Below are 13,353 nucleotides of genomic sequence, written 5' to 3'. Positions count from 1 at the left end.
GCAGGAGAAATAATGGCTAAGCGCATTTTGGTTGTGGAGGATGAAGCCCCCATCCGTGAAATGTTGTGTTTTGTTCTGGAGCAGAACGACTATCAGCCAATCGAGGCGGAAGATTATGACAGCGCCGTGGCCAGGCTGATCGAACCCTGGCCCGATCTGATTCTGCTGGACTGGATGTTACCGGGCGGCAGCGGCATTCAGTTTATCAAACACCTGAAGCGTGAGGCGATGACGCGCGACATTCCGGTCATGATGCTGACCGCCCGTGGCGAAGAGGAAGATCGGGTGCGCGGGCTGGAAGTGGGCGCGGATGACTACATTACCAAGCCTTTTTCCCCTAAAGAGCTGATGGCGCGCATTAAAGCGGTGATGCGCCGTATTTCACCAATGGCGGTGGAAGAAGTGATCGAGATGCAGGGGCTGAGTCTGGACCCCTCGTCGCATCGCGTGATGTCCGAAACCACGCCGCTGGAGATGGGCCCGACCGAATATAAGCTGCTGCACTTCTTTATGACGCACCCGGAGCGCGTTTACAGTCGCGAACAGCTGCTGAACCACGTCTGGGGCACCAATGTGTATGTGGAAGATCGCACCGTTGATGTTCACATCCGCCGTTTACGTAAAGCGCTGGAGATCTCCGGCCACGATCGCATGGTACAAACCGTTCGCGGAACAGGGTATCGTTTCTCTGCCCGCTACTGAACGGAGCCTTTACCGTGCTGGAACGCCTCTCCTGGAAGAGATTACTGACAGAACTGCTGCTGGCCTGTCTGCCCGCGCTGCTGCCGGGCCTGCTGTTTGGCGGGCTGGCCTGGTGGCTGCTGCTGAGCGTGCTGCTGGTGCTGCTGTGGCATTTTCATAATCTGATGCGGCTGTCACACTGGCTGTGGCTCGACCGCACCATGACGCCGCCTGCCGGGCGTGCCAGCTGGGAGCCGCTCTTCTATGGGCTTTACCAGATGCAGCTGCGCAACCGGCGGCGGCGGCGCGAACTGGGCAATCTGATTAAGCGTTTCCGCAGCGGTGCCGAATCGCTGCCGGATGCGGTCATCCTCACCACCGAAGAGGGCACCATTTTCTGGTGCAACGGACTGGCGCAGCAGCACCTTGGCCTGCGCTGGCCGGAAGATAATGGCCAGAATATCCTCAACCTGCTGCGTTACCCCGAATTCTCCCGCTATCTTCGCCAGCGCGATTTTGATAAACCCCTGACGCTGGTGCTGAACAATAAACTGCACATGGAATTTCGCGTCATGCCCTACAGTGAAGGGCAGTGGCTGCTGGTGGCGCGCGATGTGACGCAGATGCATCAGCTGGAAGGGGCGCGCCGCAACTTCTTTGCCAATGTCAGTCATGAGCTGCGCACCCCGCTCACGGTGCTGCAGGGCTATCTGGAGATGATGAACGACTCAGTGATGAGCGAACCTTCGCGCAGCAAAGCGCTGCACACCATGTCGGAGCAGACGCGCCGCATGGACAGTCTGGTTAAGCAGCTGCTGACGCTGTCGCGCATCGAAGCGGCCCCGGCGATCGACCTGAAAGAGAAGGTCGATGTGCCGGTGATGCTGAAACTGCTACAGCATGAAGCCGCGACGCTGAGCGGCGGCCGCCACGACATCCATTTCCACACCGATCCCCATCTGAAAGTGTTCGGCAACGATGAACAGCTGCGCAGCGCCATCTCCAATCTGGTTTACAACGCGGTGAACCACACGCCAGAGGGCACGCGGATCGATATCAGCTGGCTGCGCGGCAAACAGGGCGCGATTTTCCGGGTCTGTGACAACGGGCCGGGGATCGCGCCGGAACACATCCCGCGGCTGACCGAGCGCTTCTACCGGGTTGACAAGGCGCGCTCACGCGCCACCGGTGGCAGCGGGCTGGGGCTGGCGATTGTGAAACATGCCCTGAGCCACCACAACGCGCGGCTCGATATCACCAGCGTGCCGCATAAGGAGACCTGCTTTACCTTTACGCTGCCGGCAAGGTTGATTGTCAGCAGCGTGATGCAGGAGAATGCCGTTCATTAACCGCTGCCGGAACTCTGCCATGCGCCTGCTTCTTCTCTTCCTCATTACGCTGCTGCCGGGTCTGGCGCTGGCTCAGCCCGGCACGCTCGCCGGCAATCTCAGCAGTGTCGGGTCTGATACGCTGGGCTATCTGATGACCCTCTGGAGCGAGGATTTCAGCCGTCAGGCTCCGGGCGTCAATGTGCAGGTGCAGGCCTCCGGCTCCTCTACGGCCCCGACCGCGCTGGCGGCGGGGGCGGCGCAGCTTGGCCCGATGAGCCGCCCGATGCAGGCGGATGAACGCCAGGCGTTTGAAGCGCGCTACGGCTACCCGCCGCTGGCGGTGCCGGTGGCCATGGATGCGCTGGTCGTCGTGGTCAACCAGCGCAATCCGCTGCAACAGATTGCGCCCTCGCAGCTTGATGCCCTCTTTTCTGTGACCCGCCTGTGCGGTGCACACAGCGTGCCGCGGTTCTGGGGCGATCTTGGCTTAACCGGCGCTGAGTGGCGTAAACGGCCGATTCAGCGCTATGGCCGCAACTCCGCCTCCGGCACCTGGGGTTTCTTCAAGCAGCAGGCGCTCTGCAAGGGCGATTTTCGCCGCGACGTGGCGGAGTTTCCCGGCTCGGCTGCGGTGGTGCAGGCGGTAGCCGGGAACCCGCGCAGCATTGGCTACGCCAGTTTTGGCTTTCATCTCAGCGGCGTCAAAATGCTGGCGGTGAAGAACGATCAGGGGCAGGCGATTGCCCCGGATGCGGAGGCTATCCGCAGTGGCCGCTATCCCTGGGCGCGTCCGCTCTATCTCTATGTCAATAAAGCGCCCGGTAAGCCGCTGCCGCCGCTGGTGGCCGCGTTTCTGCAGCAGGTGCTTTCCGCGCAGGGACAGCGTCGGGTCAGTGAAGCGGGCTACCTGCCGCTCTCTGACACGCAGATGGCGCAGGCGCGTGCAGCCCTGCAGTAATCCTCTAAGTTGAATTTTTTTCATCATCGCTGAATTTTCTTCAGTTGCAGACAGAGGCGACTCATGTCACTCTGCATTCAGACATATAGCCATCCAGATGGCTATTTATATCAGAGTGCAATTATTTCCTGCCGCAATGATTGGCAGGAGAGACAGGAGTGATCATGCAAAGAGAAACCGCCCCGTTCCGTGCCGATACCGTTGGCAGCTTCCTCCGTCCCGCCGCGATTAAACAGGCGCGCGAACAGTTTGCGGCCGGCGAGATTGATGCGGCAGCGCTGCGTCAGGTGGAAGATGAGGCCATCCGTGATGTGGTGGCTAAGCAGCGTGAGAACGGCCTGAAAGTCGTGACTGACGGTGAGTTTCGTCGCGGCTGGTGGCACTTCGATTTCTTCTACGGCCTGGACGGCGTCGAGAGCTATGAAGCGGAGCAGGGCATTCAGTTCAATGGCGTGCAGACCAAAGCGCACGGTGTGAAAGTGGTAAGCAAGCTCGGCTTTCCGGCCGATCACCCGATGCTGGACCATTTCCGCTTCCTGCAGAGCATTGCCGGTGATGCGGTGCCGAAGATGACCATTCCCAGCCCCAGCGTGCTGCACTTTCGTGGCGGTCGCAAAGTGATCGACGCGGAGGTCTATCCCGATCTGGCGGACTATTTCGACGATCTGGCGCAGACCTACAAACAGGCGATTCAGGCGTTTTACGCGGCGGGCTGTCGTTATCTGCAGCTGGATGATACCGTCTGGGCTTACCTCTGCTCGGAAGATCAGAAACGGGATATCCGGGCGCGTGGTGACGATCCGGCGCAGCTGGCGCAGACCTATGCCCGGGTGCTGAACAAAGCGCTGGAGGATAAACCGGCCGATCTGACCGTGGGTCTGCATGTCTGTCGCGGTAATTTCCGCTCAACCTGGATCTCAGAGGGCGGTTACGGACCGGTCGCTGAAATCCTGTTCGGCAGCGTTAACGTAGATGCTTTCTTCCTGGAGTATGACAATGCCCGTTCCGGCGGCTTCGAGCCCCTGCGCTTCATCAAGCCCGGTCATCAGCAGGTGGTGCTGGGGCTGATCACCACGAAAGTGGGAGAGCTGGAAGATCCGGTGCAGGTGAAATCCCGGCTGGAGGAGGCGGCGCAGTTTGTGAGTCTGGAGCAGATCTGCCTCAGCCCGCAGTGCGGCTTTGCGTCGACCGAAGAGGGCAACAGCCTCAGCGAAGCCGAGCAGTGGCAGAAGATTCGACTGGTTGTCGATATCGCGAAACAGGTCTGGTAAGGCTGTAACGTTGTGCAGACAGGCGCGTAAAACGCGCCTTTTGTGTATCTGCCGGTGCGTTTATGCGGATATTTCCCACCGTCTGTCTGTTTTTCAGGCACATCATCTTGTGTGCCTGTGCCAAAAATCAACGCTATCCTCTGTCATTTGAAAAAATGGCGGGATAAGCTTCTGGTTTTCCGATCCCGTATTGCCTTTCTCCGCTATAAACGTTTTACTTAGCGCCGTTGTCGATCCATCCCTCTGTGAACAGAATAAAAGCAGCTCAAATCACCTGCACTTTTCCCTGCGACGAGCATAATGCGCTGAGACACTCAGTCAGGTCGCGGCTTATATGCAGCGAGGGGGACAACACAAACCCAACTTCCACCGCAACATCAGTGACAGGCCGTATGACACATCGTTTAACTTCGAAGGACATTCTCGCGCTGGGCTTTATGACATTCGCCCTGTTTGTTGGCGCGGGCAACATCATTTTCCCTCCTATGGTGGGTATTCAGTCTGGCGAACACGTCTGGACTGCCGCTATCGGATTTCTGCTTACCGCTGTGGGTCTGCCCGTGATGACCGTGATCGCGCTGGCCCGTGTCGGCGGCGGCGTGGATGCGCTCAGCAGCCCGATCGGCAAGGTGGCTGGCATCGTGCTGGCCACCGTCTGCTATCTGGCGGTCGGGCCCCTGTTTGCCACCCCGCGAACGGCGACGGTCTCGTTTGAGATGGGCATCGCCCCCCTGACCGGTGAAGGCGCGCTGCCGCTGTTTATCTACAGCCTGATCTACTTTGTGCTGGTGATTGGCGTGTCGCTCTATCCCGGCAAGCTGCTCGACACGGTAGGGCACTTCCTGGCACCCCTGAAAATCGTTGCGCTGACCATACTGGGCGTCGCCGCGCTGTTGTGGCCGGCAGGCGGGACGATCACCGCCACGGCTGATTATCAGCGAGCGGCCTTCTCCAGCGGTTTCGTCAACGGTTACCTGACCATGGATACCCTGGGCGCGCTGGTGTTTGGCATCGTGATTGTTAACGCCGCCCGTTCGCGTGGCGTGGACAATGCCGCACTGCTGACCCGTTATACCGTACTGGCAGGACTGATTGCCGGTCTGGGCCTGACGCTGGTCTACCTCTGCCTGTTTAAACTGGGGGCGGGCAGCGGCGCGCTGGTGGATCAAAACGCTAACGGCGCAGCGATTCTGCACGCCTATGTTCAGCACACCTTTGGCAACATGGGCAGCTTCTTCCTGGCCGCCCTGATCTTCGTCGCCTGCATGGTGACCGCGGTGGGCCTGACCTGTGCCTGTGCGGAATTTTTTGCGCAATACCTGCCGTTATCGTATAAAACGCTGGTGTTTATTCTGGGTCTGTTCTCTATGGTGGTGTCGAATCTCGGCCTGAGCCACCTGATTCAGATCTCCATCCCGGTACTGACGGCGATCTATCCGCCCTGTATCGTGCTGGTGGTGCTGAGTTTCACCCTCAACTGGTGGAACAAGAGCAGCCGGATTATCGCGCCTGCAATGCTGGTAAGCCTGCTGTTTGGCATTGTCGATGCGATTAAAACGACCGGGTTTAAAGATTTGCTGCCGGCTTTCAGCCAGCATCTGCCGCTGGCTGACCAGGGTCTCGCCTGGCTGCCGCCGTCGCTGGTGATGCTGTTGATTGCCGCTGTGGTTGATCGGGTGAAAGGGCCTGAACAGGTAACGGCTCACTCGTAACAGTCAGCACGGTTTTTTCTTTAACCACGGGCTTGCCCGTGGTTTTTTCATTTCACAGGTACAGGTTGTTATGCAAGAAACCAATAAGCTCAAACGCGGACTGAGCACGCGCCATATCCGCTTTATGGCGCTGGGATCGGCGATTGGCACCGGGCTCTTTTACGGTTCCGCTGACGCGATTAAAATGGCCGGGCCGAGCGTGCTGCTCGCCTATATCATCGGCGGGGCAGTGGCTTACATCATCATGCGCGCGCTGGGTGAGATGTCGGTCAATAATCCTCAGGCCAGCTCCTTCTCCCGTTACGCCCAGGACTATCTGGGGCCGATGGCCGGATACATCACCGGCTGGACCTACTGTTTTGAAATCCTGATTGTGGCGATTGCCGATGTGACGGCGTTTGGCATCTATATGGGCGTCTGGTTCCCGGAGGTGCCGCACTGGATCTGGGTGCTGAGCGTGGTGCTGATCATCGGGGCGGTTAACCTGATGAGCGTCAGGGTGTTTGGCGAGGTGGAGTTCTGGTTCTCCTTCTTCAAGGTCGCCACCATTATCGTGATGATTCTGGCCGGTTTCGGCATGATTATCTGGGGGATTGGCAACGGCGGGCAGCCAACCGGTATCCATAACCTCTGGACCAACGGCGGCTTCTTCGCTCACGGCGTGGTCGGCATGCTGCTGTCGCTGCAGATGGTGATGTTCGCCTACGGCGGCATCGAAATCATCGGCATCACCGCCGGGGAAGCGAAAGAGCCGGAGAAGTCGATTCCGCGCGCGATCAACTCTGTGCCATGGCGCATTCTGGTCTTTTATGTCGGCACGCTGTTTGTGATTATGTCGATCTACCCGTGGAACCAGGTGGGGACGTCGGGCAGCCCGTTTGTGCTGACCTTCCAGCATCTGGGGATCGCTGCAGCCGCCTCGATTCTTAACTTCGTGGTGCTGACCGCGTCACTTTCCGCGATTAACAGCGATGTCTTTGGCGTGGGCCGTATGCTGCACGGCATGGCGCAGCAGGGCCATGCGCCGAAGGTCTTCATGAAGGTTTCCGCACGCGGCATTCCGTGGGTGACGGTCGTGGTGATGATGTTCGCCATGCTGATCGCGGTCTATCTCAACTACCTGATGCCAGAGAAAGTCTTCCTGGTGATCGCCTCGCTGGCGACCTTTGCTACGGTGTGGGTCTGGATCATGATCCTGCTGTCGCAGATCGCGTTCCGCCGCAAAATTGGCAAAGAGGCGGCCGGTAAGCTGCTGTTCGCCTTGCCGGGCGGCAGCTGGACCGCTGGCGTCGGCGTCGCCTTCCTCTGCTTTATTATCGGCCTGATTGGTTATTTCCCCGATACCCGCATTTCACTCTACGTAGGTATGGTGTGGATTGTGCTGCTGCTGCTGGGCTATAAGCTGGTGCGCAAGCCACGCTAATCTTCCGTTCTGCTCTCCCGATTCACGGGGGAGCAGAACCGGCAATCTCCCGCCTTCATTCTCTTTTCCTCCCGCCTTAATTTCTCAAAGGACGCGCTGTCAGCGCAGAATAAAAGTCATTACCCGGCAGACAGGCCTGAATGGCCAGAGAAGGGGAGGGTAAAAGGAAATAAAAAACGGCGAAACCAGTCGCCGAAAGAATCTAAATATTATAGGAAAAAATGTATAAAGGGATGATTGACGGGGCTATCGTAAAACAAAACGCGGGACGCTGAAAGCCAGCCGGATTTAATTAAGAAAAGGGCGGAATAGCGCTAATTAACAGGGATTAACATTATTCAGACCGCGTTTTTGTTGCGGCCTGAATATGATTAGCCACAGACTCAGGGCAATATAACGGAAACCGGCAGCGTAGCGCTGTTGTCGATGTTTTTCCGCAGTTGTGTCAGCGTGGATTGATAAGGGCAGAGCAGGCCCACACTGGTATCCCTGCAGCCAGGCTGATGCCACGCCTGATGTAATAACGGGTGTTTTTCATCAACCGGTTGCAGCCGGCGGAGATCATCCAGGCTTTGCGCCTGAAAGTAGATCTGCAAAAAACGTTCCCCACTCCGCGTGTCGCGCCAGCGCTCCAGCACCAGACTGCCGCCCGGCGGAATATTCCCGCGTGAATAGCCTGGCAACGCCCAGTCAAAGCCCATCAGCGTGCGGACCATGGCAATATTGGTGTCATGCGCCACCAGAATTAACCAGCGGGTCGGCGACGTGTTGGAGCCAATCACCTGCAGCATTGCGCTGAGCAGGATCGAGCCACGCCGCTGAGCCAGATAGAGGATATCGTTACTGAGGTCGTAGTTTGCGGTCAGCAGTGGCAGCAGCGAGGTGATCTGCGCCGCCGAGGTGATGTGTCCCCAGGCGAGCTGATTAGACGGCAGATTTTCGCTGTAGCCCAGGCGCAGCGTCTCCACCATGCTGGCCATCGCGCTCAGCCCCTCAACGTAACTGCCGCCGTTGCGGGTCTGTCTGAACTGCCAGGGGCGATCGAAGAACGTGCAGCGGGAGGCAGGCGGGCAGACCGCCGCTCTGAGCTGCTGAATTGCCGGTTGCAGCTGCTTTTGCCGCTGTGCCAGATCGCCTGCCTTCTGCTGCTTAGCCGCCAGCGCCCGGGCGGGATCGATGTGGGTGAGGGGCAGTTTGTCGCTCTGAAACAGGGGATCGACCTCGCCCGCGACGTGATGCACCGGCACGCCGCAGCCGGGAAAGGCGCCGTCAGTCAGTGCCGCCGCGGTGGCGCGGGTGCGCTGCAACGGACTGGCCCGCACGTAGACCTGCGCCGCATCGGGGCAGCCCGCCGCCAGCAGGCCGAGCTGGCGATAGTGTTCGCCCTGCCAGCGCCCCTTATTCACGACCGCGCTGTAGCCATGTCCGGTCAGCTCCCCATCGGCGGTGGTCCACACCGTCCAGGATTGCTCACTGGCCGCCTCAATCTCTTTGCGGTTTCCCGGCGTCGGTGGCCGCACGCCGTGGCGGCTCAGCTCGACCACCTTCTCCAGCTGATACTCAGCCGCCTGTGACGTCGTGCTCAGCAGACAGAGAGCGGCAAGAATAAGGGCGCACCGACGCAGCCGTAACCGGATCATCTACTCATCCAGAGCGGGATTACCCGCCAGCGCTTTAATCTGTGGATAGAGGGCCGCATTGGCCAGCAGAACCGGATTACCGTTTTTCAGCCCGTCGTTACGCAGGTAGTCGTTGGTGACGCCGCCCGCTTCGCGCATCAGGACAATGCCCGGCAGACTATCCCAGGGATGCATGTGCGCTTCGTAATAGCCGATCAGGCGTCCAGCAGCAGCCCAGGCGCTGGTCAGCGCGCCGGACCCCACCCGAATAAACATGCCACCCTGCTCAATCAGACCGGTGATGAGGCGCGAGACGCTTTCGCCGCCGGTGCGGCTGGAGTTGCTGATACCCAGCAGCCCTTCGTTAAGCCGCTCTGCCGCATGGACCTGCAGGCGGCTTTCGTTGAGCCACGCCCCGTGGTTTTTGCGGGCATGAAACAGCTCCTGATGATTGGGGTCGCAGATCACGCCGATCACCGGTTCGCCCTCGCAGACCAACGCCAGCGACACGCACCAGTTAGGCAGGCCGTTGACGAAGCAGGCGGTGCCGTCGATGGGATCGATGACCCAGACAAAAGGGGCGCCCTGAACCTCGCCACCGCTCTCTTCACCATAGACGGCATCGTCAGGAAAACGTTCAGCGATTAATGTTTTAAGCAGCGCTTCCACGTTGCGGTCAGCCTCGCTCACCACATCCTGTAAATCCCTTTTGTGTTCCACCACCAGTGTCTGACGCTGCTGATACCATGACAGGGCCCGGCTGCCCGCCGCACGGGCGATGTCGCAGGCGTAACGGTAACGCGCGTCAATTTCAGATTGCGAAGCGGATGACATCTTTTCCTCTTATGATTTTGTGCCATAACGAACGGAAGGCGCGCCTGAACAGGCGGTCTGGCTGTGCTGTTAACGTAACTATTGTTAAGAAAGGCTTCATTAAGCCGCAGTTAGCGGGCAATGGCAAGATGGCGCAGGGGCGGACGACGCGCTTTTTCAGCGGGCAGGCGCCTGCGCCCGCCCGGTGCGGCAGCAGAGGATCGGGTTTTACAGGGTGCGGCTGGTCGCCAGCGCCATTAAACGCGGATAAAAAACAAAAAACAGCGCTTCCAGCTGTTCGTAGTGTTCAGTGAAATCCTGGTAGGAGTCGCGCAGTGCCGCCAGACGCGGACGGCGGCTGGCCATGCCGTGGAGAACCCGCTCCAGCCGCGCGGGCTGGGCATAATGCTCAAACCAGCGCTCGCGCCACATCACCGCGTTAAGTTCCTGAAAATCGACCGGCGTCTCCGCGAGGTGCGGCACGATTTCGCGCTCGGCGGCGGCAGAAAACTGCGCCAGCGTCTGGCCGGGCATGAACTGCTGCCAGTGACGGGCCAGAAAATGGTCCCAGATGACGTCCAGCGTAATCGGGGCCACGCGATAGGTTTCAGCACGGAACAGCTGACGGGCGCTGCGCACTTCCGGCAGCGTGTCGGTCATGACGTCAAGACGCCGGTGCATGAGGATGCCGTCTGCGACAGGCGCAGACCAGTGCTGGTGCGGGTTACCCCGCACAAAGTCAGCCATTAAATTGCCGAGCAGGGAGCTGTCGGCCAGCTGAGCCAGATGGAGATGAGCAAGAAAGTTCATGCCGCATTATAGGCTGAACTGCCTTTGCGCAGCCAGCTGTTCAGAATTGGTCGATTTTCCGCTAAACTGTGCCGCCTGTTTTTGCCTGAGAAAGAACACTTCAATGCGTGTCGCCGATTTTGCTTTTGAATTGCCCGAATCCCTGATTGCTCACTATCCCCAGGCGCAGCGCAGCGGCTGCCGTCTGCTGTCGCTCGACGGTCCCAGCGGCGCACTGACGCACGGGGTCTTTACCGACGTGCTGGATAAGCTGAATCCAGGCGATCTGCTGGTGTTCAACAATACCCGTGTGATCCCGGCGCGCGTCTTTGGCCGCAAAGCCAGCGGCGGCAAAATCGAGATGCTGGTCGAGCGGATGCTCGACGACAAGCGTGTGCTGGCACATGTGCGCGCCTCAAAAGCGCCGAAGCCGGGTGCAGCGCTGCTGCTGGGCGAAGATGAGAGCGTGAAAGCGACCATGGTGGCCCGCCACGATGCGCTGTTTGAGATTGAATTTGATGATGAGCGCGCGGTACTCGATATTCTGAACAGCGTGGGCCATATGCCCCTGCCGCCCTATATCGATCGGCCGGACGAAGAGGCCGACCGCGAGCTTTATCAGACCGTCTACAGCGCCCGTCCGGGGGCCGTCGCGGCACCCACAGCCGGTCTGCATTTTGATGAGCCGCTGTTGCAGGCGCTGAAAGAGAAGGGCATTGAGATGGCGTTTGTGACGCTGCATGTCGGGGCGGGAACCTTCCAGCCGGTGCGTGTCGAAACCATCGAAGAGCATCACATGCACGCGGAATATGCCGAAGTACCGCAGGAGGTGGTTGATGCGGTGCTGGCCTGCAAGGCGCGCGGCAATAAGGTGGTTGCGGTGGGCACCACCTCCGTCCGGTCGCTGGAGAGCGCAGCCAAAGCGAGCCAGGATGCCCTGATCGCGCCATTCTTCGACGATACCCAGATTTTTATCTATCCGGGCTATGAGTATCAGGTGATCGACGCGCTCATCACCAACTTCCATCTGCCTGAATCGACCCTGATTATGCTGGTCTCGGCCTTCGCCGGGTATCAGCACACCATGGCCGCGTACCGCGCAGCCGTGGCTGAGCAATATCGTTTCTTCAGTTATGGCGACGCGATGTTTATCAGCAAAAATCCGCAGGCGCCGCTGGAAAAAGTGGGCGACTGATTTATCAACCGATAGCCGGAATCGCGCTCTGCGTGACAGAAGGCTATCTGCATCGGACTGTTTCTCCGATGGAGGCTTTGTGAAATTTGAACTTGATACCACAGACGGGCGCGCACGCCGTGGCCGTCTGATTTTTGATCGCGGCGTGGTGGAAACCCCGGCGTTTATGCCCGTTGGCACCTACGGCACCGTCAAAGGCATGACGCCGGAAGAGGTACAGGATACCGGCGCGCAGATCATTCTGGGGAATACCTTCCATCTCTGGCTGCGTCCGGGTCAGGAGATCATGAAACTGCACGGCGATCTGCATGACTTTATGCAGTGGAAAGGGCCAATTCTGACCGACTCCGGTGGCTTCCAGGTCTTCAGCCTGGGCGACATCCGTAAAATCACCGAAGCGGGCGTGCATTTCCGTAACCCGATCAACGGCGATCCGATCTTCCTCGATCCGGAAAAATCGATGGAGATTCAGTATGACCTCGGTTCCGACATCGTGATGATTTTCGATGAGTGTACGCCTTATCCGGCGGACTGGGACTATGCCAAACGTTCAATGGAGATGTCGCTGCGCTGGGCACGACGCAGCCGTGACCGTTTTGACAGCCTCGGCAACAAAAACGCACTGTTTGGCATTATCCAGGGCTCGGTTTACGAAGATTTACGAGATGTCTCGGTTAAAGGTCTGGTAGAGATTGGCTTTGATGGGTACGCTGTGGGCGGCCTGGCGGTGGGTGAACCTAAGCAGGACATGCACCGTATTCTTGAGCACGTCTGTCCGCAGCTTCCGCAGGATAAACCCCGTTATCTGATGGGCGTTGGCAAACCTGAAGATCTGGTTGAGGGCGTCCGTCGCGGCGTCGATATGTTCGACTGCGTGATGCCAACCCGTAATGCGCGCAATGGTCATCTGTTTGTGACCGAGGGCGTGGTGAAGATCCGCAACGCCCGCTACAAAGATGACACCGCGCCACTGGATGCGGAGTGTGACTGTTACACCTGTCGCAATTATAGCCGGGCCTACTTGTATCATCTCGACCGTTGTAACGAAATACTGGGCGCGCGTCTGAATACTATCCACAATTTGCGCTACTACCAGCGTCTGATGGCTGGTTTACGCCAGGCTATCGAAGAGGGTAGATTAGAGCGCTTTGTAACTGAGTTTTACCAACGGACGGGTAAAGAAGTTCCGCCTTTAACGTCTGACAATTCATCAATGAGGGAAATTTAATGAGCTTATTCATTTCTGACGCCGTGGCCGCAGCAGGCGCACCGTCTCAGGGAAGTCCGTATTCTCTGGTGATCATGCTGGTGGTGTTTGGTCTGATTTTCTATTTCATGATCCTGCGTCCGCAGCAGAAACGTGCGAAAGAGCACAAGAAGCTGATGGATTCCATCTCAAAGGGCGATGAAGTGTTGACCAGCGGTGGCCTGGTCGGTCGCGTCACAAAAGTCTCTGACACGGGCTACGTCGCTATCGCGCTGAATGACACCAACGAAGTGGTCATTAAACGTGATTTCGTTGCCGCCGTGCTGCCTAAAGGCACCATTAAGGCGCTGTAAT

12 protein-coding genes are annotated in these 13,353 nt (G+C 58.6%); 9 read left to right on the top strand and 3 right to left on the bottom strand.

All coding sequences use genetic code 11. The features are described 5' to 3' along the window. Window positions 1-12: 12 nt before the first annotated feature. The 6 genes from phoB to proY all read left to right on the top strand — a co-directional run bounded on the left by phoB (window position 13) and on the right by proY (window position 7,376). Entirely contained in the window at window positions 13-702 is a 690-nt protein-coding gene (phoB, locus tag S7A_RS14625; RefSeq protein WP_009091780.1) for a phosphate response regulator transcription factor PhoB, read from the top strand. A gap of 14 nt (window positions 703-716) precedes the next feature. Beyond that, window positions 717-2,030 carry a phosphate regulon sensor histidine kinase PhoR gene (phoR, locus tag S7A_RS14620; RefSeq protein WP_009091779.1) on the top strand — a complete coding sequence of 438 codons (1,314 nt, stop codon included), beginning with the start codon at window positions 717-719 and terminating at the stop codon, window positions 2,028-2,030. Window positions 2,031-2,049: 19 nt separating this feature from the next. Further along, a complete protein-coding gene (locus tag S7A_RS14615) occupies window positions 2,050-2,970 on the top strand; it encodes a PstS family phosphate ABC transporter substrate-binding protein (RefSeq protein WP_033736598.1) in 921 nt (306 codons plus the stop codon). Between the two features lie 164 nt (window positions 2,971-3,134). Further along, entirely contained in the window at window positions 3,135-4,241 is a 1,107-nt protein-coding gene (locus tag S7A_RS14610) for a cobalamin-independent methionine synthase II family protein (RefSeq protein WP_009091774.1), read from the top strand. A gap of 392 nt (window positions 4,242-4,633) precedes the next feature. After that, window positions 4,634-5,953, top strand: coding sequence for a branched-chain amino acid transporter carrier protein BrnQ (brnQ, locus tag S7A_RS14605; protein ID WP_009091772.1), 1,320 nt, complete (start codon window positions 4,634-4,636; stop codon window positions 5,951-5,953). A 70-nt stretch (window positions 5,954-6,023) separates the two neighbouring features. Next, on the top strand, window positions 6,024-7,376 hold the full coding sequence (gene proY / locus S7A_RS14600; RefSeq protein ID WP_009091770.1) for a proline-specific permease ProY: 1,353 nt from the start codon (window positions 6,024-6,026) through the stop codon (window positions 7,374-7,376). A gap of 383 nt (window positions 7,377-7,759) precedes the next feature. Here proY and S7A_RS14595 read toward each other — a convergent pair whose 3' ends face one another. The 3 genes from S7A_RS14595 to S7A_RS14585 form a co-directional block, all read right to left on the bottom strand. After that, window positions 7,760-9,016, bottom strand: a complete 1,257-nt coding sequence (locus S7A_RS14595) for a histidine-type phosphatase (protein WP_009091768.1) — start codon at window positions 9,014-9,016, stop codon at window positions 7,760-7,762. Next, window positions 9,017-9,829 carry an inositol monophosphatase gene (locus S7A_RS14590; RefSeq protein WP_009091766.1) on the bottom strand — a complete coding sequence of 271 codons (813 nt, stop codon included), beginning with the start codon at window positions 9,827-9,829 and terminating at the stop codon, window positions 9,017-9,019. A gap of 207 nt (window positions 9,830-10,036) precedes the next feature. Then, window positions 10,037-10,618 (bottom strand): ACP phosphodiesterase, encoded by a 582-nt coding sequence (locus tag S7A_RS14585; RefSeq protein WP_009091765.1) that lies wholly within the window; start codon window positions 10,616-10,618, stop codon window positions 10,037-10,039. 103 nt (window positions 10,619-10,721) lie between these two features. Here S7A_RS14585 and queA point away from each other — a divergent pair, with 103 nt between their 5' ends. From queA to yajC, 3 genes are all read left to right on the top strand, one after another. Next, on the top strand, window positions 10,722-11,792 hold the full coding sequence (gene queA / locus S7A_RS14580; protein WP_009091763.1) for a tRNA preQ1(34) S-adenosylmethionine ribosyltransferase-isomerase QueA: 1,071 nt from the start codon (window positions 10,722-10,724) through the stop codon (window positions 11,790-11,792). 79 nt (window positions 11,793-11,871) lie between these two features. After that, window positions 11,872-13,020: a tRNA guanosine(34) transglycosylase Tgt gene (gene tgt, locus S7A_RS14575; protein ID WP_009091761.1), complete on the top strand. Its 1,149-nt coding sequence runs from the start codon at window positions 11,872-11,874 to the stop codon at window positions 13,018-13,020. Further along, window positions 13,020-13,352: a preprotein translocase subunit YajC gene (gene yajC, locus S7A_RS14570; RefSeq protein WP_009091760.1), complete on the top strand. Its 333-nt coding sequence runs from the start codon at window positions 13,020-13,022 to the stop codon at window positions 13,350-13,352. The genes tgt and yajC overlap by 1 nt, the downstream gene beginning before the upstream one ends. Window position 13,353: the final 1 nt, after the last annotated feature.

This window comes from Pantoea sp. Sc1, from assembly GCF_000255315.1.
In the GTDB taxonomy this organism is placed as follows: domain Bacteria; phylum Pseudomonadota; class Gammaproteobacteria; order Enterobacterales; family Enterobacteriaceae; genus Pantoea; species Pantoea anthophila.
This window is presented reverse-complemented; position numbering and strand designations above follow the sequence as displayed.